Here is a 22,181-nt window from a genome sequence, read left to right as displayed (position 1 = left end):
TTACAACAAGGCAAAAAAAGTTATAGTAGAGAAGCCGCCAGTTTTTGGGCATCGGCGATGGGTTGATTGGAAGCCTGAGTTTGACTGGTAATCAGGGCGCCTTCAAAGAGTAGAATCAGCATGTCCGCTACCGTGCCTGGAGTATCAGGGTCTAGCAGCTGCGCAAAGAAGTGTCGCATTTGGTCTTTGTGCTTCTTGACCACCTGCTTCACCCGCGTGTGGTCGGCTGGTACCTCTGACAAAACATTCTGAAAATTACAGCCCCGATACTGCACCCGCTCGGCAAATTCCTGGAGGAAATCGAAAACTGCCAAGATTTTAGTGCGGGCCGTGCGCTTGTCGGCCACGTAAGCAGTGAGCTGCTCAAACCAGGTGCGGCTAGTAAGGGCGAGATACTCGACGAGCAAATCCTCTTTTGAGGAAAAATGCTGATACAAGCTTGCCTTGGCAATGTCAGCCTCGGCGATAATCTGGTTGATGCCCGTCAGGTTGTAGCCCTGCTCGTAGAACAGGCGTGAGGCAGTGGCAACTAGACGGTCTCGCGTGTCGGATGTTTTGTCTTTAGCAGCGGGCATGCAGTAAAGGTAGTAAAAGAGTGCAGTAAACAGACAAGTCTGTACGTTTATTTTTTCTTCCGCTAATTCAGAAGCAAAGCATCAGGAACTTGCCGCCCTTACTATACACGGTGTCATTGGCCTGGTACTGTGCAGCTCAGTATGACCCTGGCGCCAAAATGGCCTTGAATTTGGCTTCGATAACAGAACACCAGGATTCTCTACGCAGGGCTCCGACATGCTCGGAAGAAAGCCCTACGTAGAGAGTCCTGGTGTTCTGCTTTTACGCTTCGATGAGCCGCTGAAGCACCTCTTGGTACATGATCTGCTGAATGGCGGCCCCTTGCGCACTCGCCCAGTCGGTGGCCAACTCGGCGAGCAGCTGATTGGTCGACGTCAGCGTTACGCCCACCTTTTCCATTCGTCTCAGCGCGGTCTCGTCGGCTAAGGTAGTCGGTGAGCCGGCCGCATCCACCACTACTTGCACCCGGTAGCCATCCTCAAGCGCGCTAATGGCCGGGAAGACAATGCACACGTCGTTGGTCAGTCCTGCCATAATCAGGTTGCGCCGGCCGGTAGCCTCGACAGCGGTTTTGAATGCCTCGTAGGTCCAGGCATCCACCACGCCGGGCCGCTTCACCCGTTGTTGGTACGCCTCGGGCGCAATCTGCTGCAAGTCACTGAGCAGCAGTCCTTGAAAATGTTCTTCTTGACTGGATGTTAGCACCAAGGGCATGGCCGTTTCAACCGCCGTGCGCGCTAATGCCCGCGTATTGCGAATCACCTCCTCGTGGGAGATATTGTGCACCAGCTTCAAGGTGCCTACCTGATGGTCGATGAGCAGCATGGCCGCGTTTTGCGGCGTGAATAAATTTTGCATGGGGGATTCAGTTAATGACTGACGAGTCTTCTGTGAAAGAAGAAAGGGTATTTGAAAAGATTGGTGTTAGGTCAAAACGGCCCACCTTACTTGTCCGGTACTTCTATGATTAGCAAGTCCGTGGACTGCTCCACTTGCCACGACAGTGCCTGCTCCGGGCCGCTGACTCGCAAGGCATCCCGCGCCGCAAGCTGGTATTCCCCCGCCTGAATGCTGCCGGAAAGCACAAACAGGTAAAGCTCCGATTTCGGGTTGTGCTTTGCGTAAGACACGGCTTTTCCCGCCTCGAATACGCCGCGGGAAAACCAGGCATCTTGTTGAATGATCAACGACTCTTCCACACCGTCCGGCGACACGAGCACCTGCCACCGGTTCTGGCGGTTTTCGGGCGCAAAGTGCTTGATGGCCGATGCCGGCGCCAACCCACGGGCCCGCGGGGCTATCCATATTTGCAGCTGCTGAGCCGCTTCGGTAGCGACGTTGGTGTCTTCGTGCCAAACGCCAGTGCCAGCCGTGATGGCTTGCACGTCGTTGGCTCGGATGTGGCGCTTGGCCGTGGAATCCGTGTGTTCCAGATCACCGGTGAACTGGACCGTGACAATTTCCATGTTGTCGTGCGGATGGCGGGGAAAGCCGGTACCAGGCTGAATGATGCTGTCGTTTAAGACCCGGAGCGCCCCAACTCCCATGCGCGGGGTTGTGATAGTTGCCGAAGCTGAACGAGTAGGCGGCTTGAAACCAGCCCATGTTAACGTTGCCGCGCTCCGTAGCGCGGTGAATTGCAATGGCCATCGTCGGGATGTTATTGAGTGGAGGTGCAAGGAAAGGCTCAGTTCAGGCTCCACATGGGCACGTCGATGATCAGCACATCGGTTGGCTCTGAAGGCTGGATTTCGACGGACGCGGCCGTAGGCAACCCCAAGGCGTCGCGGGAGGCGAGCGTTTCGCCGGCAACCTGCGCCTTGCCACTGATGAGGTAAACGTAGAGGCCGTTGCCCGGTAGCTTCCGCGCATACGTTACCGGTTGCCCCGCTGCAAAGTGGCCACGGTACATCCACACGTCTTGGTTGATTGGCAAGGAGTTTTCCTCTCCGTTGGGAGAGACTAACAGGGCCAACTTGCCTTCCCGTTGTTGCGGCTCCATTACCCGTTGGTGGTAGGCCGGCGGAAGGTTTTGCTGACGGGGCAGAAACCAGATTTGGAGGTTGTCGATGGGTTCGGTGGGAGAATAATTGTATTCCGAGTGCTCAATGCCCGTACCCGCTGAAATCAGTTGAATCGAGTCTTTTAGCGCGATGCCGTTGTGCCCCGCCGTATCGGAGTGCACCATGGTGCCGCTGACCACCACACTTACAATCTCCATGTTCTGGTGCGGGTGCATGCCAAAGCCCTTGCCTCCCGGGGCAATGTGCCCGTTGTCTAAAATCACCATGGCCCCAAAGTGCCGTCGGTTGGGAGCGGGTGGGTGGCTGGGGCTGAAGGACTGGTATAATTGAATCCATCCCATGTTGCGAAAGCCTCGCGTGGCGTTCGGATGCAAGATTTTTTCCATAAGTACATTTACCGTTGTGGGCTTACCGGCTCTTCCGGTTGGTGGGTTAACCACGAAGTCCTCAATAACCTTCACCCCGAGTAGTTACCCAAAGGAAACCATGAGCCGATTTAAACGCTCCGAGGAGACGCGCTGCAACGTCGTAGAGGTAATCAACCTGATTGGCGGCAAATGGAAACCGCACATCCTCTGGATCACTAAGGAGGCCGGGAGCATTCGGTTCAGCGAGTTGCAACGGGAAATAGCCGACATCACCCGCAAGGTGCTGGCCAAAAACCTGGACGAACTGGAGCGGGATGGGCTGCTAACCCGCACAGTTTACCCGCAGTCGACCCGACGCGTAGAGTACCGCCTGACGGTGCTGGGCGAAGCTGTGCAACCAGTGCTACAAACCCTTTCTGACTGGAGCGAAGAGTATATGGCCGTTAGCAGGCCCACCCCATCCATTGCCCCTAAAAGCGCCTAGCTCCGCTAATGAGAGGGCAAATACGGGGGTATCGTCTGGGCCTTCTGGGTTACTCGACAATGGATAAGCGTTATGAGTGGAGCACCATAGACGCGCTCAATGCCAACATGATGAGCTACCGCGGCCGGGCGGGCCAACGACGCCAGCCCGCAGATTTCGATGACGGGCACCCTCACTGACCAAGGCCTGCTCGGCAACGAGTCCGTTGGCAAGGCGGTGGGCATACGGACCGTCATTCAGCCGACCTCCCCTAGCCAACACACGGTGCTGCTGTATATGACTCCGCCTGGCAAAGCGGAATTTCTAGCCGACAAGTCCGTCTATATTCGCCGGCCATGAGGTGTCCAGACCATCACTAAGCCTTCGGTCGTAGCTGCTCGTACAGGAAGCAGACAAAATCCCCCGGAGTGTGCAGTGGCACTTCATCGGGAATGGTGAGGTGGAAGCAGCTTTCCACTTCCAGAATGATATCAACCACGTCCAGAATCTCAAATCCGAATTCGGCGAGCAAATCCGTCGTGGGGCGCACGTGACGCAGTCGGATGCCTTTGCGCCGACTGATGAGGTGCCGCACTTGCTGCATTAGCGCCGTGACGGAAGCGGAAGAAGAATAGCGACGCGTAAGCATGAGGAAATGAAAAGGAATGAAAATAAGCCCGGCCAGCAGCCCGAAGAGGCCACTGGCGGGCTTCGACTAGGGTTGCTCGCCAGTGGCTTTGGCCAATATGGCCTCCGCAATGCGGTATTCGGCCTTGGCGTCCACCAACGCGGCAGCGGCTTGCTGCGTAATGGTCTGGGCTTCGAGCAAATCAGTGAGCGGCAGCAGGCCCGCGCGGAAACGGTTTTCGTTGAGGCGCTGGTTTTCTTGAGCTTGCGCTACCGTCAGACGTTGCAGCTCCACGCGGCGGGCAGCTTGGTTGAGGCGCAGCAGGTCGCGGCTGATTTCCAGCTGCACCTGCTGGCGGGCTTCCGTCAGATCGGCTTGGCTGGCCTGGGCCAGGTAGCGGCGCTGGGCTTCGAGCAGCCTATTCTCTTTCCAGTGCACCAGCGGCAGATTCACGCTCACCACGGCGTAAGTGGGGATGTAGTTTTTCTCGGGCAGCAAAAAGCTAGGTTTTTGCTGCAAGTAGAGCGCGTTGAGGCTGCCCCCGATTTGGGGCCGGCGTGCACTACGGGCAATCACAATTTGCAGCGAGTCGGCGCGGTTGGCCAGGGCGAGCTGGCGTAGTTCGGGCCGCTGGGCGAGGGCACGCTGCTCATAATCAGCAGGCCTGACGGGCGAGAAGTCGCCCTCAATCGATTCGGCTAAACGCAGCGAATCGCCGGCTGGCCGGCCGATGAGCTGGCTTAGCACCATCCGGCTGATGCGCTGTTCGTCGCGGGTGCGCAGCAGGCGTACTTCCGCGTCGCGCAGCTGTACCTGGGCGCGCAGCAGATCGGCTTTGTAGCCCAGGCCAGCCTGGAGCTTGTTGTCGAGGTCGCGCACTAGGGCTTGCAGCTGAACGCGGTTGCCTTCGGCTAGAGCTACCTGGTCGCGCAAAGCCACGGTTTGCCAGTACGTCTGGTCAATGTCGGCCACCAGCTGCTGGCGGGTGTTGCGTACGTCTTCGGCCGATACCTGGGCGCTGAGGCCCGACAATGCAATCTGGGCGCGTACCTGGCCGCCGGCGTAGATGGGCTGGTTCAGGGCCAGTCCGCCGGTCACGCCCTGCGCTTCGAGGGGCGTACTGCGCAAGCCGCGCACGAAGTAGCCAGTGCTGCTGAAATCCAGCTTGGGCAAGCGGTTGGTTTGGGCGGCGCGGTAGGCGGCGTCGGCGGCCTGCTGCTTGCGGCCGGCCGAGGTCAGGCGTTGGTTCTGGCTCAGGGCCAGCGCCCGGCACTTGGCCAGGGTCAGCGGCGCGCTGGAGGTGGTAGGCGCGGGCATAGTTTGGGCGTAGAGGCCCGGGGCAAGTAGCCCCAGGCCCACGCAGAGAAGCATCTTCATTCCGAAAAAATTAAGCGGAGGCTTGGTCGTGCCCTCACGCATCGACTCACTTTGCATGAGGGCAAAAAGGCGTTTTGCTACTAGTGAGCCAATGCTAACGTGGGCTGCTCATCGTCGCGGGTTTCGGCCGGGGCCGGATTCTTCTGTCCCTTCAAGGACAAGTAGTACAGCACGGGCACCACAAACAGTGTCATCACCATGGCCACCATGATGCCGAAGGCAATGACGCTGCTCAGTGGCGACCACAGCGGCGACTTGCTCAGAATCATGGGAATTACGCCCACCGCGGCAGCCGATGAGGTCAGGAAGATGGGCCGCATCCGGCGGTGGGCCGAGGCAATAGCTGCGTCCTTGACCTTGTAACCATGCTCGCGTACCAGTTCGTCGGCATAGTCCACCAGAATGATGCCGTTGCGGACCACAATGCCCAGCAGGCTGTTGATGCCTAAAAAAGCGGTCATGCCCAGTGGGTTGTCGGTTAACCAAAGGCCAAACATGGCTCCCGGCAAGCTCAAGAAGAACGTGGAAAGCACGATCAAGGCGCGGCCCAGGTGGCGGAACTGCAGCAGCAGGGTCACAAAAATCAGCAGAAAGCTCAAGGCCAGGGCCAGATTAGACTGCGGTGCCGCGTCCCGGCCCGACTCGTCGTCGCCGCCGTATTCCACATGCACGCCGGCGGGCAACTGGAGCGCATCGAGTTGGGGCCGCACTTCGCTCAGAATCTGGCTGGCCACCCGGCCGAAATCCGTGTCGCTGCTCACCGTGAGCGTGCGCAAGCCGTTGCGGCGCACGATGTTGCTCAGGTGCCAAGTTGGCACCACATCGGCCACCTGGCGCAGCGGCACCTTGGTGTTGTAGGCCGTTGTTACGTACACTTGATTGACGTCGCTGAGTTGCTGCCGATCCCGCTCGTCCAGGCGCAGCACGATGTCGAGAGGCTTGTCGCCCTCCCATAGCGTCGATACGGGCCAGCCTTTAAGGCTGCCGCCTAGGGTTTGGGCCACAGTCTGTTTGCTCACGCCCAGACGGTCGGCCTGATCGGGCTTTACCTGCACGTCTAGCCCCAGGTAGGAGTTGCGCCAGTCGTCGCGCACGAAGTGGGTGTTGGCGGTTTGGGTGAAAATCTGTTGCACCTGCTGGCCCACTGCGCGTAGAGCCGTGGCGTCGCCGCCCACCACGCGCACTTCGAGCGGCGCCTTGGTTTCCTTCCAGCTCAGGCGGCGCACCCGCACGGAACCCTCCGGCACCAGCTTTTGCAGAGAATGGGCATACTCCCTGGCCAATTCTACGGTGGCTTCGCCGCTGGTAGTGTTGATAAAAACCTGCGCGTAGTTTTCAGCCGGGGCTTCGGGGGCGTAGCTGGAGTAGAAGCGCGGCGAGCCAGTGCCCACAAAGCTCACCACCTGTTGAATGCGCTTATCGCCCTGGATAGCGGCCGTTACGCGGTTCACGGCCTGTTCGGTCTGGGCCACGGGCGTACCCTCAGGCAGCCACAGCTCCAAGTTGAACTGGTCGCGCTCCGAATACGGCAGGTACTCAAACTTGACTTGGGAGCCAAACACCCCGGCGAATGCCAGCGACGAGAAGCCCAACGTGAGCACCAGCTTGGGGTGCGCGAAGCTCCAGTCCACGGCCCGGTTGAAGCGCGCCTGCACCCAATCAATCACCGAAGGCTTCGGTGCCGGGGCATCGGCCGCCCGCGGTGTGTGCAGGCCCTTGCGAATAGCGAAGTAGCACAAGGAAGGAGTCAGCAGCATCGACACCAGAAACGAGGCGACTAACGCCACTGCCACCGTGGCCGGAATGTGCATGGAAAACTCCCGCACGAGGCCCGTGTACACGATGGCCGAGGGCAGAAAGGCGAAGATGATGGTGGCCGTGGCCGCCAGCACCGGTACAAACAGATCGGTGGCCGAGCGCCAGGCCGCTGTCCAGCGGTCCATGCCCTCGTCGAGTTTCTCCACGTAATTGTCGACCACCACAATGGCATCGTCCACCACCATACCCAGCACAATCACCAGCGCCGCCAACGACACCTGGTGAATCTCCATGCCTAGCATATTGAGAATGGCAAACGTAATCAGAATGGACAGCGGGCAGGCAATGGCCGAAATCAGGGCAATGCGCAAGGGCAGCAGCAGCAGCACTACCGCAATAACTGAGGCCACGGCAATGGACAGCTCCACGAAAAAGTCGCGCAGCTTGTGGTCTACCACCCGCGGCTGGCTCACGATTTCCTGCACCTTCACACCCGCCGGAAACTTGGCTTCCACTTCCTTGATTTTCGCGGCGAGCTGCTCCCCGAACCACACCATGTTGTTGCCCGGCTGCATTTCCACGGTCAGCATTACTGCCGATTGCCCATCAATTTTGATGCGCGAGGTCAGCTCTTCGTCGCGGCGCTGCAAGTGGGCCACGTCGCGCAACCGCACCTGGTTACCGGTCGTTGGGTCTGCATAGACGAGCTGATTGGCCAAGTCCTGCTGCGAGCGGTAGAGCCCTTCGGTGAACACCGGCACCCGGGCGTCGGGCAACGTCAGCTCACCCGAGTAGGTGACGTTGTTTTGGCCTTGCAGCACCTGCCCGATGTGGGCGAAGTCCAGCCCGTACTGCCGCAGGCGGTCGGCTGAAGCCGTTACGTACACTTGCTCCCGTTGCTCGCCGTAGCGCCGGATCTTCGACACCTGCGGCAGGGTCTTAATCGCGTCTTCCAACTGGTCGAGGTACTGCTTGAGGTCGGCGTAGCTCCGGTCGCGGGCCGTAACGGCCAGCATCAGGGCCGCTACATCACCAAACTCCCCGTTGACGAACGGGCCCTGCACGGCGGCCGGAAACAGTTGCCGGTTGGCATTAAGACCATCTTGGAGCTTGGCCCAGAACTTATCGGTGTCCGTTACCCAATCCTGCAACTGCACGTTCACCACCACGGCGCCGGCCTTGGTCGTGGAGTAGGTTTTTTCTTTGCGCACTTCCTTGTAGCTGAAGAGCTGCTGTTCCAGCTTCTTGGTGAGCTGGTTTTCCACTTCCAACTCGTTGGCCCCCGGATACACCGCCAGCACCAGTCCCTGGCGAATGGTGATGCGCGGGTCCTCCATACGCGGCATGCTGTAAATGGCCCAGATGCCTGCCAAGGCCAGCAGCACCGTTAAGCCGTAGGTGACCTGCCGGTACTTCATGGCCGCCTCAATTAAGTTGAGGCGACGCGTTGGTTTGTTGTTTTCCATAAAAAACGGGAGGGTAGAACCTTACAAAATACGGATGGCTTGGCCGTCGCTTAGGCGCTGCTGCCCAGCCACGATGACTTTCTCGCCTGCGCGCAGGCCCTGCGTAACGACTACCTGCTGTCCTTGCACCGGCCCGAGCACCACGCGGCGGCGGCGGGCGGTTTTGCCAGCAGCATCGGCCACGTACACCACGCTGGCTCCGTCGGCTTCCTGTACCACCAGTTGCGGGGCCAGCGCTACCACTGCCCTCCCCTGCCCTGCTGGCAGCGGAATCCGCAGGCTGGCCAACATGCCCGGCAATAGGCGCAGGCCGGGGTTGGGTAGCAGCACCTTCACGTAGAAGCTGCGCGAGGTTGGGTCTGCCACCGGATTGATTACTTGCACCGTGCCGCGCACTTCGCGGCTGAGTGCGGGCACAAGCACTTGCACCGCCGTGCCCTTCGCCAGACGGCCTATCTCCGCTTCCGGCACGACGGCGCGGGCAAATACCTGCTCGGTTTTGATTAGGCTAAAGGCAGGACTACCCGGTGAGGCCGCCACGCCGGGCTCCACCATCTTCGCGGCAATGAGGCCAGCGAAGGGTGCTGTCAAGCGCGTGTCGGCTACATGCTTGCGGGCCACCTGGGCGCTGGCCTCGGCGCGCTGCAAAGCGGCGGTAGCCTGCACCAGTTCGCGCTCGGTTAAGCTCTCGGCTTGGCGGAGTTGCTGCGCGCGGCGGGCCGCGTCGCGGGCTTCGAGCAGCGAGGCTTCGGCCCCGGCCTGTAAGCTGGTATACTCCTGCTGGTCGAGCACGCCCAGCAACTGACCGGCACGCACCTGGTCGCCCTCACGTACCAGAACTCGCCGCACCGTACCCGCCACGCCAAAGCCTAGGCTGGCCGTGTTTTCGGCTTCAATGGTGCCGCTGTAGGTTTGTTCTTGCGCACCAGTCAGCGTGCGCACGGGCTGCACTCGCACAGCCACCGGAACGAGCCCCGTAGGTTTCTGAGTGGATTCTTCAGCGGCCGACGGCGAGCAAGCTACCGCACTCGGCAGTAAACCAAGAATCAGCCAGCGACTAAATCTTCGATAATGAGGCATGGGTGAAAGAGAAAAGTTGAAGTGCACAAGTTGTATGTTCACAAAGTGACCGTTAGTCACTTCCGGAGAAAAAGTAACCATCAGCTAGGGCTGACGGCGTTGCAAAGGTCAACAAAAATAAGATATTCTGTTTACTTGTTCATAAAATGACTATCAGTATAAAATGTTTAAATTTTTTTATTGCTTACTTAAGCTTGACGGCAGACGCCCGCAATCCGCTTTCCAACGTGGCCAGGTACGTTTCGAACAATTCGCTTGAATCTACTTGTCGCTGCTCAGCCATATGGCCACCCTTGCTGACAATAAACTGCATCATGCCGTAGGAAGAGGCCCACAAGTTGATAGACATCAACTGGGCGCTGAGGTCGGTGCGGATGGAGCCATCGGTGGTACCTAAGCGCCACACGTCTTGGAACAGTTCGTAGATGGCGTTGGCAGTTTCGTACACAACCCCGGCGTTGGTGCTGGTAAAAGGCGATTCGAAGAAGGCAATAAAACCGAAGTACACCGGATTTGCCATTACGAAAGCATAATATGCGCGCATCATGCGCAACACTTTTTCCAGCCCGGTGTCGTCGCCTGCCGCGGCCTTCTTAAACTCCAAGTGCAGTTCGTGCAAGGCCTGCTCGTTGATGGCTAGTAGGATTTCTTCCTTGCTACGATAGTAGCGGTACAACGTGCCCTTAGCCAGTTCGGCCTCGGCTGCAATGTCGTCGATGGTGGCGACAACCAAGCCTTTGGCCAGGAAAACCTTCTTGGCTGCCGCCAGAATGGCTCCCTCCCGACTGGCTTTTTCCCGCTGCTTACGTTCTGCAACACCCATCTATCCGGATAGGTCAGTTAGTGACCGATGGTTCAAAGTTACAGATTAGCGCGAGCCGAAATGGATTTACTCAAGCAAAATCATTACTCGGCAAGATATACTCTCTGCTTCGCGCTGCTAAGCGGCATGATTTCAGTTGCTTCCTCGATCAACGATTGCATCAACGCCGCTGCTTTCCGGTGTTTGAGAATCGGGGCAATCTGACCACCCCAAAAGAGGATCATCTCGTGCTGTTGCTGTTCGACAGCCGCTTTGCGCAGCGTGGACATAAATGTGGTCTGGAGCGGAAATGGGAGAATGCCGCTTTCTTTTCCGACCATGTCTTTGGCGATTGGCGTGGTTAGACCCCGGCCCAAACGCCCCGTAAACGCGCGCGACAGCATGGTGTATTTAGCTGCCTCCGAGAAAAGGGCTGCTTTGTGCACGGGCAGAGCGCCGGATTCATCACAAGCCAGAAACGCCGTGCCGATCTGGACCGCATCGGCCCCGAGAGTAAGGGCTGCGGCTATGCCCCGCCCGGTTGCAATGCCCCCGGCCGCAATGACTGGCAGCTTCACTTTCTCTTTAATAAGCTGAAGGAGCACGAAAGAACCGGTCATTGATTGCTCCGCCGGAGCCAGGAAAGACGGCCGGTGGCCACCCGACTCGAAGCCCGAAGAAATGATCATATCGACCCCTGCGTTTTCAAGCGCGAGGGCCTCATCGAGCGTGGTAGCCGCCCCCACCAGCTTGATTCCGCGCCGACGGCATTGGTCCAGGATGTCGGCAGACGGTATGCCGAACATGAAGCTGAACACGCTAGGACGCACGTCGAGCACTACTTGGATTTGGTCTTCGAACCGTGATTTGAACGTTGGTGGCTTCGGCGGCAGTGCAATTCCAGCCTTGTCGAAGTACGGTTTGAACTGCGCCTTTACCTGCTCGTATTGCTCGTCGCTGACCGTGCCGTCTACCGCGTCCGTGTCCGACACCCACAGGTTGAGGTTATAGGGTTTGTTGGTCGCGGCTCTGATTTGTTTGTCAAGCTCATAAATCTCCGGCGGGCTCAGGGTGTAGGCCCCGTAACCGCCCAAACCACCCCCATTCGAAACGGTAGACACTAGCTCCACCGACGACAAGCCGCCGCCAAACGGCCCCTGCAAGATGGGATATTGTACGCCGAGCATCGCGGCGGCTTTGGTTTTGTACCACATGGCTTTACTGCTTTGACGAGAGTAAGCACCGGCGCTTACAAGCAAGCACTTACTCCTAGCTTGGTGCAACAAGTGAGAGTATTATGGCTGAACCTGAATATAGAGACGCTGCGTCTTCTTTACTAGCAGAATTGTATGGCCAGCTCAGACTTATGTTCAGATCAGAAAAGTAGCCGGCAACGCGGCATTCAAGTAGATAGCGCGGCGTCCTCAGCAGAGCGGGCGAAAAGCCGCACGAAGCTCTTCCGCGAAAACCTGCGGCTGTTACCACGCCGCGAAGTGGCCGCCTTTGTCAGCCTCGTGGAAGTAAATCAGGTTCGGGTAGGCGCGGCGCACCCACGACTCTGGGGCTCGGTAGATTTCATCGGGGAATACGGTAACGGCTACGGGCAGCGCAATCTCGGTGGTCCGCTGCGCGGCGGCCACTACAATGCCCTGGCCTTTGTTTTCCCACAGTACAAGCGCGCTGAGGAGGCCGCCGTGTTCATCAGCCAGTACAGCGTGATGTCGTCCAGCATCTCGTCGCGCGTGAGCGAGCGTTCTGGTTCGCCCTCGTTGTAGTCGTACATCCAGGCCGCAAGCCCCACCGGCGAATCCGTCAGAGAATAGCCGATCATTTGGGGCCGCGTGGCCATCAGCACGGAATAAGCGCGGTTCTTATTGTAGAATCGGTCGAGCGACTCAGTTGCCGCGCGCTCTTTCTCGGAAAAGCCGGCCGTTCCGGAGCCGTCGTTGCGCATGGTGGTTACCTCGGCAGGAACCGCAGCTGGCAAGTTGACGTGGATGCCCAGCAGGCCTTTTGGCGCCTGGCGCGCCAACGCGTGGGAAACTGGCGCGCCCCAGTCGCCGCCTTGAGCTACGTAGCGCGGGTAGCCGAGGCGCTGCATCAACACTGCCCAGGCGCGCCCAATGTGGTCCGGATCCCAACCGGGGCCCGTCGGCTTACCGGAGAAGCCGTAGCCGGGCATCGAGGGGATGATGACGTCGAAGGCATCCTCCGGGCGGCCGCCGTAAGCGGTCGGGTCGGTCAGCGGCCCGATGACTTTGAGCATTTCGAGTACCGAGCCGGGCCAGCCGTGCGTGATGAGCAGCGGCATGGCGTTCAGGTGGCGTGAGCGAACGTGCAGGAAATGAATGTCAAGCCCGTCAATAGTGGTCGTGAATTGCGGCAGCGCGTTCAGTTTCGCCTCCGCTTTGCGCCAGTCGTAGTCGGTACCCCAATAGTGCACCAGGGCTTGCAGATTCTTCCGCTGTATCCCCTGCGACCGATCATTGACTGTTTCCTGCTCCGGCCAGCGCGTCGCCCGAAGGCGTTTCCGGAGGTCGGTGAGGGCGGCCTTGGGCACGTGCACTTTGTAGGGGCGGATGGCTTCGCCGGTAACGCCGGTGGCGGCAGAAGTTGTCTGGGCAGTGCTGAATGTGCTCGGCACACTAAGGCCCACTATCAGCACGAGGCTGGCGAGAATGATTTCAAGCTTTTTCACGACTAATTTCACTTGACAGTCACCACGAGCGGCTTTCCTTTTTCCACGATGTAGGTAGCGAGCTCCGCCCCATTGCCGCTGCCGACATTCTTCGCCGCGTGAATTGTTGCGGCCGGGATGAATAGCACATCGCCGGTCCTGAGCGTCACGGGTGGCTTGCCTTCGACTTCGTATTCCAGCACGCCTTCGAGGACCTAAATGACTTCTTCGCCTGGGTGTTTGTGCTTGCCAAACGCCGTGCCGGGGGCGAGGTCGATGCGCACCTGAACGGCCTCTTGCCCGCGAGCACTCAACTCATGCCGCTGGAACTCTGTGCGCTTGATTCCCGCCTGCTGCGCCTGCGCGGCATTTGAGTCGAATAATAGGGCCAGCCCAATAATGGCAATGGTACTGGCAAAAAGGGTTGGCGTTTTCACTGTCGTAAAGTCTGTTGATTAGGCCGGAACTGTGCTCCGCGTAAATTCAGCGGCGTGCAGTTTGGGGGCCTCTCAGAAAGCGGAATAAATAGCACGTTAAGGCTTAGAAAGGGGCCGTAGGGGCTGAAACTCGCCGGTCGCCCGTTTCGTGCGCCACGAATAGTCGCCTGTCAGGTTGGTAGGCTGCCCGCCCAACGGCGATAAACAGGGCAAAAGCGCTTCGTTCACGGTCTGGCCGTGGGCCCACAGCGCCTGCACGGCGCGCTGTAGATACGCCGTATTCCGCAGCACAATGGCGGCCGTGAGCAGGTTTAGCCCGCTGGCCCGGTCGCGCTGTTGCTCAAAGCCCCGGCCTCGAATTTCCCCGAGCCGGTGAAAGAAGACAGCCCGGGCCAGCGCGTGGCGGGCTTCACCCTTGTGGAGCCCGACTTGCACGCGGCAGCGCTTGTCGACGCTTTGCCGCTAGTTCAGAACAGAGAGGCTGCGCGAGATGCGGTATAAAAAGATAGCCCAATTCAGTTGAGTTGGAAAGTCTGCCGAAAGGCGAGCGGCGAAAGGGCCGTCTTGGTTTTGAAGAACCGGCTAAAGGACTGCGAATGCTCGAAGCCCAGCGCGTAAGCAACCTCACTTACCGACAGGCCCGTGGTGGCAAGCTTTTCCTTCGCTTGCGCGATAAGCTGGTCGTGGATGTGCTGCTGCGCGCTTTGGCCGGTGAGCGTGCGCAGCATGTCGCTTAAATAGCTGGGCGACACGTGCAGGCACTGCGCCAGGTACTGGACCGTGGGGATGCCCCGGTGCAGCAGGTTCTGGTCCCGGAAACAGTCCGCCAGCGTTTCTTCCAGCCGTTGCAGCAAGTCGCTGTGCACCGCTTTGCGCGTGAGAAACTGGCGCTTGTAAAAACGGTTCGCGTAGGTGAACAGCAATTCGAGCTGGGCAATCACGACCTCATAGCTGAACTCATCCAAGCGGCTGGCCAACTCCGCTTCGATGGTGTTGAACAGCGCCAGCAAGAGGTCTTTCTCCTGTTGCGAAACGTGCAGCGCCTCGTTGGCCGAGTAGGTGAAGAAGCCGTAGTGCCCCATCTTTTTGGCGAGGGGGTAACCGGCCAAAAAATCTGGGTGAATCAGCAGGGTGAAGTGGGCGCAGGCCTGCCCCGTGGGCTCCTCGCTTCCCCCAATGAGCTGGTTGGGGGCCGCGAAGAGCAAGCCCCCTTCCTCAAAGTCGTAATAGCCCTGCCCGTACGGCAGCTTGCTGCTCAGGCGGGGCCGGTACGAGATTTTGTAAAAGCTCAGCACGTGCGGCTGGTGGACGCCCGCCCCCGTTGCGGGCGCGTGGGCACCGTGCACGAGGCTAATGAGCGGGTGTAGGGGCGGCGGCGCGCCCAGGGCCCGGTGGGCCTCGGACAAGGACGTAAACCGGAGCGGCGTGTTAGCGGGCTTTTTCATTTTCCGAATGTACTACGCTTAGCGCCTATCCAAATAGGCTTAAAAAAAGAACGGTCATGCTGAGCTTGTCGAAGCATCTCTACCGCGCAGGTAATCTCTGTCAATTGAGGTAATTGCGCGGTAGAGATGCTTCGACAAGCTCAGCATGACGCCCTATTTGGATAGGCTCTTGGTACCGGGTAACCGATAGTCAGGTAGACCACCTGTTGCCCGGGGTGGGTTTGAGTGAAGGAATCGCCATCGTCACGAACGGTTTGGGAGGGACGCTCGAATTTCAGCCACCGCCCGGCTGCCGGGGAAGTACCAGGGCATCCAAGCCGCGTTGCAACGAGGGGCCCGTGGGTTTCAAGCACCCACGGGCCCCTCGTTGCGTTCGTTAGCGCGGTGAAGCTCCCTGAGCGGCGTCCGCCACGGTTTCCCAGGCTTCCCAGGTGGCCAGCCGCTCGGCATACACCCCGCGCACCCAGGGCAGGTTATCGCGGCCGAGGAAGAGCCGCAGGGGGGGCTGCTCGGCATCGACCACGGCAAAGAGGGCGGCGGGCGTCGCGGCCGGGTCGCCGCGCTCCATCTGGCCCAGGGCCGCGAACACGTGGTTTTTGAGGTCGGCGTACACTTCCATGCCGGGGGCGAAGCGAATCGACTCCGGGCTGCCGAACTCGGTGGCGTACGCGCCGGGCTCGACGAGGGTGACGTTGATGCCAAACGGCGCGACCTCGGCGGCCAAACTCTCGTGAATTGCCTCAACGGCGAACTTGGTGGAGCAGTAGTAGCCAATAACCGGCGTGCTGACGAGGCCCACGCCGCTGGATACGCCCAGAATGTGGCCGCTGCCCTGCGCCCGCAGGAAGGGCAAGGCGGCCTGAATCACGGACACCGTCCCGTACACGTTCGTGTCGTACATGGCCCGGATTTCGTCCAGGCCGGCTTCCTCGATGGTGCCCACCAGCGAATAGCCGGCGTTGTTGAGCACCACGTCGAGCCGCCCGAAGTGCGCGTGGGCCTGCGCCACGGCCGTTTTTACTTGTTCGGGGTGGGTGACGTCCAGTTCCAGCGTCAGCACGTTGGTCCCGTATTTCTCGGTCAAATCGGCGATGCTGGCCAGTTGACGCGCCGTCGCGGCTACTTTATCGCCCCGTTGCAAAACGGCCTCGGTCCACACGCGGCCAAAGCCGCGCGAGGTGCCCGTGATGAACCAGATTTTGGGGGTATTGCCCGTGGCGGGCGCGGTGCCGGTTGTGCCGGCGGGGTGCGGTTGAGGGGTCATGAGGTGAAGTGCGTTTAAGTACCCCCCAAAGGTCCGGCCCGGCGGCTGGCGCTTTGTAGCTGGATTGCGGAATGTTGTAGCCTAACTGAAGCACCCGTCGGGCAGCGGGTACGCCATTCTTTTCAACGCCGCACCAATCGATTTCAACAGGTACGCCAGCCTGTGCAACCGTTGGCTAAAAAGATGACTCGAAGAAGTTTGCACTTCCTACACGTTGAGGAAATATGGCAGAAAAGTCCGTCACGTCACGCTCTATGAATACCTGCGCCAGCAGGGTGTCGCCACTCACCGCCATCAAAAAGCCCTAGCAGCGAAGTTGACCGATTGAATGTTGTGCCGCCTTTTCGGCCAAATTCCTTAACGTGCTATTTATTCCGTTTTCTGAGAGGACCCCAGTTTCACGAAGTCGTGCATGCTCGTTGGCGCCTGGCCAGTGAGCTTGAACAGGTCATTGGTCAGGCGGTCGTACCGGCCCTGCGCGTGCAGCTCGGCCATCACCGCGAGGTGGTTGATGAGGTGGGCTGGCACGCCAAGCTCCCACAGCTTCTCCGTCCAGGCCGAGAGCGGCCCGTTGCGGTAGCGGATGGGCCGGCCGAGGGCCTCGGAAAAGGCTTGCGCGTAGTGCCCAAGGTGGCCGACTCGAATCCTGTCAGATTGTACACCTGCCCGATGTGCAGAGCGGGCTCGTGCAAGATCACCGCGACGGCGCGGGCCACATCAACGGCCGAGATAGGCGAGGTTTTGCTGTTGTCCAGCGGCAGCAGCAATTCGTCGTTGTCCCGGACGCTAGCCGCGACTAAGCGCAAGAAAAAGCCTTCGAGGAAAACCGTCGGCCGCACCGTAACAACCGGCAACCCCGACCACGCCAGAGCCTGTTCCGCCAGCCAGTGCAGCCTGTGCTGCGGACTGCCAGTGGTTTCGGTGATGCTCATCTGCGTCACCATCATCTGCGACATGTTCACGAAGGCCTCCACGCCGTGGTGCCGCGCCACCGCCGCCACGTTGACCGTGGCTTCGAGGTAAGCCGCCGAAACCGACATGCCGAAATAAATGCGTGCGCACCCAAGTGGATGAACACCCGATCCAGGTGATGAAGACCAGCTTTCGGCTGATGAATTATCGCAACAACTACATGATTATATACTCGCAGATTCCTCTACGAATAAGCCGGCATGAGCGTATTCTTGCCAGCGGCAAAGCCCACTAGGGCGCGTATACTGCTCCTGCATCGTGGGCTTCAGTGGCTCCCCTACCCTATTGGCGGCGTCTCTCACTAAAGAGGCTGTTGGCAACCCGATAAGCAGGCCGCAGAGCACGCAAAAGCCGTCGGCGCTCCGTACCAAAGTAGCGGAGGGCCGACGGCTTCTCACTGGTTCAAAGTATCGATATTGCTTCAACTGCTAACACCAGGTAGCGCATGCAGCTTGCTGTTCGGAAGCTATTTCCCGAGCCAGTGCTTGAAATCCGTTACTCGCACTAGGCTCACGAATACCTCGTGGCGGGCAGCGGGGCGCAGTTCCAACCGGTACTTGCCCGCCGAGTAGATGTGCACGGTCTCGATGGCCGGCAGCCCTACCGAATACTGCCGGTTGACCCGAAAAAGGTCGCGCGGGTTAAGCATTTCGGCGAGCTTGTCTAGGGTGTAGTCGACGGGTAGCAGCTGGCCTTTTTGCGTCATCAGAAACGAGACCTTTTCTTCGGAAAAGAAGTAAGCCACCTCGGCAACGTCTATGCTGCGCAGCTTGGAGCCAGTAGTAATCATAAACCGCTCCTTGTAAGCCGGGGCGGCGGTTGGCGTGAACATGCGCAGCAGCGTGGCTAGCTCCGGGGGCGCAAAATGCTGCTGCAACTGCTTGTACTTGCCCAGGGCGGCGGCCAATTCGTCGTCGTCAATGGGTTTGAGCAGGTAGGCGATGCTGTTGACCCGGAAAGCTTCCACCATGTAGGCGTCGTAGGCCGTGGTGAAAATGATGGGAGTGCGTAGCGGCACTTGCTCCAAAATCCGAAAGCCCAGGTCGTCTTCCAAGTGAATATCGAGGAAGAGCAAATCCGGCGCGGGATTGGCTTGCAGCCACGCCACGGTTTTGGCTACGGAAGGCAGTTGTGCCACTACGATGATGTGCGGGTCGTAGGCGCGCAGCCGACTGGCGAGTCGGTCCGCCGAAAGCGGCTCGTCTTCCACGATAAGTACGTTCATAGCAAGGGAATGCGAACTACAAAGTCCTGACTGGTTTCTTCCACGAGCACCGGGCGGGCCGTGAGGTAGCCGTAGCGGTTACGGATGTTCGACAGGCCCACCTGAGTGGAAGGGGCCGCCACGGGGCGGAGCTGCATGTTGTTGCGCACGCACAATTCGTCGGCCACCGCTGTAATACTCACCTGCAACGGCTGCTCAATCGACATCTGGTTATGCTTGACGACGTTTTCCAGCAGCAGTTGCAGCGTGAGCGGGGCAATCCGGTACTGCGCGGCCACCGCTGCCGGCACCTCCACCACGTTGAACTTGTCGTGAAACCGAATTTGCAGCAGGAAGATATACGACTAAATGAAGTCCAGCTCGGTTTGCAAAGGCACCAGCTGGTTGGCTTGGTGTTCCAGCGTGTAGCGGTACACTCGGGCCAGCTGACCAATAAACCGAACTGATAGCTTGGTATCGGTTTCTACCAGCGAGGCAAGAATGCTCAGGCTGTTAAACAGAAAGTGCGGATTGACCTGGCTTCTCAGCGCCGCCAATTGTGCTTGCACTTGCTCGTTTTGCAGCTGCTGGTTTTCCAGGTGATACTGCTGCACTTGCCCCGATGCCCGCCGATTAGCCAGCAGGTTTAGCCAGCAGGTAAAACACGGAAAGCATGAGCATGACGAAGAACCCGTTGATACCGCGCCTCAAAACGTCACGGGCTGCCGTATTGCCGGGTGAAGCATTTGGCTAGGAAAGCCCAACGCCATGAGGCCCTGATTCACCACGCGCAGCAGCTGCAAGTGAATTACGGCCAGTAACACAGCCAGCACCACCGAAACCAGAAAAGTAAGCAGTTGCGCGGGCCAGGCCATTTCCAGCACCGAATCTTCCCCAAACCACCGGAACAGGTGATGCGGGACGCGCTCCGCTACGCGCTGCCACACGTAAAACAGGGGCAGCATCACCACGCAAGCTTCCACGGCAAAGGGCAACACCTGCACAAACCCCGTCACGCTCCGGTCCCAGTTCGGAAACCCGAGATAAAGCAGAATTGGATAATAAACGATCAGCAAGCCCAGTGCGAGCCGCCAGTGCTGCTTGCTCGTTAGTTGCTGCGGGGAAATAGGCACGGCCTGCTTCATGCGGAAACGTATTCACGGGGCCATTCATCGTTTAGCCCAGCGCGGAAGGTATTCACTGTCGCTGACCCACCGAAAAAATAGTGGCTGAACACGTCGAATCGTTGACTGAGCGCCCAGTTTCCTTCCCTGAGGGAAGTGCAAGCGCCAACAACTAGCACTAGTACAGCTAATCATTGGCACCTATGAATATAAACTAAATCAAATGCATTCGTCCTCCCTGACAAGCAACGAGGTGTTTATCTTGCAATGAAGCTGACGAGAAGAAGTGACTGAAATTGGAAGCAACCTCCGCAAGCTAAACCGTACGTCGCTTCTTCCGCAAAACCCACTGAACAGCTTGTATCTTGGCTGACCATACCGATCCGCTTGCCCGTTACTTATGCCTTCCTTACCCGATACGTTAGCGCTTTTCCGGGCCCTGCCTAGTGCTTACCTACTGCTCTCGCCAACGTTACGGATTGAAGCCGTGAGTGATATGTACCTGGCAGCAACCCTCACCACGCGGGAGCAGCTGATTGGGCAGTACATGTTCGATGCCTTCCCGGATAATCCGGCGACCCCCGAGGCCCAAGCCGTAGCCAATCTGAACGCTTCTTTGCAGCAGGTATTGGCGACGAGAAAACCTCACCAAATGGCCTTGCAGCACTACGATGTGCTCGATCCCACCACACCCGGCGCCTTCGTGGAGCGCTACTGGGAGCCCGTCAACACGCCGGTACTCGACGAGCAAGGAGTCGTTACGGGCATCATTCACCACGTGGTGAACGTCACCGAGCGTGTATGGGCCGAAGCTCAACTGCAGGAAAGCCACCGCCGGGAGCAGGCGGCCGTGGCGAGTGCCGAAGCGGAGCGTATGACCTTGCGCCGCATCTTCGAGCAGGCGCCCGTAGCCATTGCCATTTTCGAAGGAGCCGAGCACCGAGTGACCTTCGCCAACGCGGAAATGGGCGTGCTGTGGGGGCGGCCGGTGGAAACCGTACTGGGTCTTCCCCACTTTGAGGCGCTGCCGGATGTGGCCGGCCAGGGCCTGGAGCCGCTGTTCGCCGACGTATACGGCACTGGACAGCGCTACCAACTTCGCGAAAGACGAATCCACCTCGACCGCGGCAGCACGGGCCATGTTCGGCCTTACTACTTTCACATTGCTTATCAAGCTCTACGCGATGGGCAGGACCGTATCACGGGTCTAATTGCTTCCGCCATTGACGTCACCGAGCAGGTCGAGGCTCGCCAACAGGTGCAACTGCTCAACGAGCAGTTGGAAGCCCGCGTCGCAGAGCGCACGCAGGCCCTACAAGACACAAACCAGCAACTGGTGCGTACCAACGCGGACTTGGATAACTTTATCTACACGGCCTCGCACGACCTGAGAGCGCCCATCAGCAACATCGAGGGCCTGCTGCACCTACTCCGCGACGACTTGCTGACCACCGCCCGCTCGGACGATGAAGTGGTTTCGGCCGTATTGACACGTATGCAGGAGGCGATAGAACGCTTCAAACGCACCATCGGTCACCTCACGGACATAAGCAAGCTGCAACTCGAATTCACTCGCCCCACCGCCGCCGTACCATTGGCTCCCGTGCTCGAGGATGTGCGGCAAGACCTGTTGCCCATGCTCACCGAAACCGGCGGGCAGCTCATAGTGGATGTGGCGAGTTGCCCAGCCCTACTATTTTCGGAGAAAAATCTGCGTTCTGTGCTCTACAACTTGGTGAGTAACGCGCTCAAGTACCGCCACCCCGACCGTTCCCCACACGTTCGTGTCCGCTGCTACTACCAAGCCACCCAACCGGTGCTAGAGGTACAGGACAATGGGCTAGGCCTCGCGGCGCGGCAACAGGACAAGCTCTTTGGCTTGTTCCAGCGCATGCACACGCACGTGGAAGGCACGGGTGTGGGCTTGTATATGGTCAAGAAGATGGTGGAGAATGCTGGCGGCACGCTCGCGGTGGAGAGCCAGGAGGGCGTAGGCACCACTTTCATGATCACCTTACCGTCGTCCGTCGTATAGAGGGTACCTTGGCCTTTGTGGCCGAGGGCAGCAACGCGTTTCGTATGCCTCAGCTTTCCAGCATTCTCTTGGTGGACGACGATGCCACCACCAATTTTTTAAATCAGACCTTGCTCCAACGCATAGACGTGGCGCAGCACCTGCTGGTGGCCGAAAACGGCGCGGAGGCGTTGCGCACTCTGCACCAGACCTGTGCGCCAGCAACCACCAGTTGCCCGAACCTGATTTTGCTGGATATGAAAATGCCCGTCATGAATGGCCTGGAGTTTCTGGAAGCGTATGCGCAATTGCCCCTAGCGCAGCAGCAAGCTATCGTCGTAGTAATGCTCACTACCTCCCTGTTGCCCCGAGACCTACAACTAGTGCAGCAATTACCCGTTGCGGGCATTCTCAACAAGCCCCTGACGAAAGAGAAGGTCCAGCACTTACTGGAGCAACACTTCACTGAGTAGCTGTGAGTTAGGGCGCGCAACACAAACCA

General features: G+C 59.0%; 26 protein-coding genes and 1 pseudogene. 4 read left to right on the top strand and 23 right to left on the bottom strand.

Going from position 1 to position 22,181, the window contains the following annotated elements; genetic code table 11:
- Positions 1-20 precede the first annotated feature (20 nt).
- The 4 genes from ACYSMN_RS10395 to ACYSMN_RS10380 form a co-directional block, all read right to left on the bottom strand.
- Positions 21-575, bottom strand: coding sequence for a TetR/AcrR family transcriptional regulator (locus ACYSMN_RS10395; protein ID WP_488923808.1), 555 nt, complete (start codon positions 573-575; stop codon positions 21-23).
- A gap of 262 nt (positions 576-837) precedes the next feature.
- Positions 838-1,434 (bottom strand): isochorismatase family protein, encoded by a 597-nt coding sequence (locus ACYSMN_RS10390; protein ID WP_488923807.1) that lies wholly within the window; start codon positions 1,432-1,434, stop codon positions 838-840.
- Positions 1,435-1,520: 86 nt separating this feature from the next.
- Positions 1,521-2,123, bottom strand: coding sequence for a pirin family protein (locus tag ACYSMN_RS10385; protein ID WP_488923806.1), 603 nt, complete (start codon positions 2,121-2,123; stop codon positions 1,521-1,523).
- A 140-nt stretch (positions 2,124-2,263) separates the two neighbouring features.
- Entirely contained in the window at positions 2,264-2,986 is a 723-nt protein-coding gene (locus tag ACYSMN_RS10380; protein ID WP_488923805.1) for a pirin family protein, read from the bottom strand.
- Between the two features lie 100 nt (positions 2,987-3,086).
- On the opposite strand from ACYSMN_RS10380, the gene ACYSMN_RS10375 reads away from it, so the two are divergent.
- Positions 3,087-3,452: a winged helix-turn-helix transcriptional regulator gene (locus ACYSMN_RS10375; RefSeq protein ID WP_488923804.1), complete on the top strand. Its 366-nt coding sequence runs from the start codon at positions 3,087-3,089 to the stop codon at positions 3,450-3,452.
- A gap of 159 nt (positions 3,453-3,611) precedes the next feature.
- Entirely contained in the window at positions 3,612-3,791 is a 180-nt protein-coding gene (locus ACYSMN_RS10370) for a hypothetical protein (RefSeq protein WP_488923803.1), read from the top strand.
- A 16-nt stretch (positions 3,792-3,807) separates the two neighbouring features.
- On the opposite strand, the gene ACYSMN_RS10365 is transcribed toward ACYSMN_RS10370, so the two are convergent.
- From ACYSMN_RS10365 to ACYSMN_RS10275, 19 genes and pseudogenes are all read right to left on the bottom strand, one after another.
- Positions 3,808-4,080, bottom strand: a complete 273-nt coding sequence (locus ACYSMN_RS10365; RefSeq protein WP_488923802.1) for an acyl carrier protein — start codon at positions 4,078-4,080, stop codon at positions 3,808-3,810.
- A gap of 66 nt (positions 4,081-4,146) precedes the next feature.
- A complete protein-coding gene (locus tag ACYSMN_RS10360; RefSeq protein WP_488923801.1) occupies positions 4,147-5,436 on the bottom strand; it encodes a TolC family protein in 1,290 nt (429 codons plus the stop codon).
- An 80-nt stretch (positions 5,437-5,516) separates the two neighbouring features.
- The gene (locus tag ACYSMN_RS10355) at positions 5,517-8,660 is read right to left on the bottom strand and encodes an efflux RND transporter permease subunit (RefSeq protein WP_488923800.1); all 3,144 of its coding nucleotides are present in this window, start codon (positions 8,658-8,660) and stop codon (positions 5,517-5,519) included.
- Between the two features lie 21 nt (positions 8,661-8,681).
- A complete protein-coding gene (locus tag ACYSMN_RS10350; RefSeq protein ID WP_488923799.1) occupies positions 8,682-9,740 on the bottom strand; it encodes an efflux RND transporter periplasmic adaptor subunit in 1,059 nt (352 codons plus the stop codon).
- A gap of 184 nt (positions 9,741-9,924) precedes the next feature.
- Positions 9,925-10,563: a TetR/AcrR family transcriptional regulator gene (locus tag ACYSMN_RS10345; protein WP_488923798.1), complete on the bottom strand. Its 639-nt coding sequence runs from the start codon at positions 10,561-10,563 to the stop codon at positions 9,925-9,927.
- A gap of 83 nt (positions 10,564-10,646) precedes the next feature.
- Positions 10,647-11,756 (bottom strand): NAD(P)H-dependent flavin oxidoreductase, encoded by a 1,110-nt coding sequence (locus ACYSMN_RS10340; RefSeq protein ID WP_488923797.1) that lies wholly within the window; start codon positions 11,754-11,756, stop codon positions 10,647-10,649.
- Positions 11,757-12,020: 264 nt separating this feature from the next.
- Entirely contained in the window at positions 12,021-12,182 is a 162-nt protein-coding gene (locus ACYSMN_RS10335; protein WP_488923796.1) for a hypothetical protein, read from the bottom strand.
- Entirely contained in the window at positions 12,182-13,240 is a 1,059-nt protein-coding gene (locus ACYSMN_RS10330) for an epoxide hydrolase family protein (RefSeq protein ID WP_488923795.1), read from the bottom strand. Before ACYSMN_RS10330 ends, ACYSMN_RS10335 begins: the two co-directional genes overlap by 1 nt.
- Before the next feature lie 8 nt (positions 13,241-13,248).
- Positions 13,249-13,422 carry a cupin domain-containing protein gene (locus ACYSMN_RS10325; protein WP_488923794.1) on the bottom strand — a complete coding sequence of 58 codons (174 nt, stop codon included), beginning with the start codon at positions 13,420-13,422 and terminating at the stop codon, positions 13,249-13,251.
- Positions 13,423-13,434: 12 nt separating this feature from the next.
- On the bottom strand, positions 13,435-13,656 hold the full coding sequence (locus ACYSMN_RS10320) for a cupin domain-containing protein (RefSeq protein ID WP_488923793.1): 222 nt from the start codon (positions 13,654-13,656) through the stop codon (positions 13,435-13,437).
- A 96-nt stretch (positions 13,657-13,752) separates the two neighbouring features.
- A pseudogene (locus tag ACYSMN_RS10315) lies at positions 13,753-14,202 on the bottom strand (Tn3 family transposase); the annotation flags it as partial.
- The gene (locus ACYSMN_RS10310) at positions 14,172-15,101 is read right to left on the bottom strand and encodes a helix-turn-helix domain-containing protein (RefSeq protein ID WP_488923792.1); all 930 of its coding nucleotides are present in this window, start codon (positions 15,099-15,101) and stop codon (positions 14,172-14,174) included. The gene ACYSMN_RS10310 and the pseudogene ACYSMN_RS10315, both read right to left, overlap by 31 nt.
- A 376-nt stretch (positions 15,102-15,477) precedes the next feature.
- Entirely contained in the window at positions 15,478-16,365 is an 888-nt protein-coding gene (locus tag ACYSMN_RS10305) for an SDR family NAD(P)-dependent oxidoreductase (RefSeq protein ID WP_488923791.1), read from the bottom strand.
- Between the two features lie 369 nt (positions 16,366-16,734).
- Entirely contained in the window at positions 16,735-16,860 is a 126-nt protein-coding gene (locus ACYSMN_RS10300; protein ID WP_488923790.1) for a hypothetical protein, read from the bottom strand.
- On the bottom strand, positions 16,860-17,405 hold the full coding sequence (locus ACYSMN_RS10295) for a Rossmann-fold NAD(P)-binding domain-containing protein (protein WP_488923789.1): 546 nt from the start codon (positions 17,403-17,405) through the stop codon (positions 16,860-16,862). Before ACYSMN_RS10295 ends, ACYSMN_RS10300 begins: the two co-directional genes overlap by 1 nt.
- Positions 17,406-17,803: 398 nt before the next feature.
- The gene (locus ACYSMN_RS10290; RefSeq protein WP_488923788.1) at positions 17,804-18,562 is read right to left on the bottom strand and encodes a LytR/AlgR family response regulator transcription factor; all 759 of its coding nucleotides are present in this window, start codon (positions 18,560-18,562) and stop codon (positions 17,804-17,806) included.
- On the bottom strand, positions 18,559-18,861 hold the full coding sequence (locus tag ACYSMN_RS10285) for a hypothetical protein (protein WP_488923787.1): 303 nt from the start codon (positions 18,859-18,861) through the stop codon (positions 18,559-18,561). The genes ACYSMN_RS10290 and ACYSMN_RS10285 overlap by 4 nt, the downstream gene beginning before the upstream one ends.
- Before the next feature lie 45 nt (positions 18,862-18,906).
- A complete protein-coding gene (locus tag ACYSMN_RS10280) occupies positions 18,907-19,155 on the bottom strand; it encodes a histidine kinase (protein WP_488923786.1) in 249 nt (82 codons plus the stop codon).
- A gap of 93 nt (positions 19,156-19,248) precedes the next feature.
- On the bottom strand, positions 19,249-19,686 hold the full coding sequence (locus ACYSMN_RS10275) for a hypothetical protein (RefSeq protein WP_488923785.1): 438 nt from the start codon (positions 19,684-19,686) through the stop codon (positions 19,249-19,251).
- 379 nt (positions 19,687-20,065) lie between these two features.
- Here ACYSMN_RS10275 and ACYSMN_RS10270 point away from each other — a divergent pair, with 379 nt between their 5' ends.
- Together ACYSMN_RS10270 and ACYSMN_RS10265 are read left to right on the top strand one after the other, a co-directional pair.
- Entirely contained in the window at positions 20,066-21,700 is a 1,635-nt protein-coding gene (locus ACYSMN_RS10270; protein ID WP_488923784.1) for a sensor histidine kinase, read from the top strand.
- A 44-nt stretch (positions 21,701-21,744) separates the two neighbouring features.
- Positions 21,745-22,152 (top strand): response regulator, encoded by a 408-nt coding sequence (locus ACYSMN_RS10265; protein ID WP_488923783.1) that lies wholly within the window; start codon positions 21,745-21,747, stop codon positions 22,150-22,152.
- Positions 22,153-22,181: the final 29 nt, after the last annotated feature.

This window comes from Hymenobacter sp. M1-2, from assembly GCF_057808495.1.
Note: the sequence above shows the minus strand (reverse complement) of the source record. Positions and strands in the feature narration are given on the sequence as shown.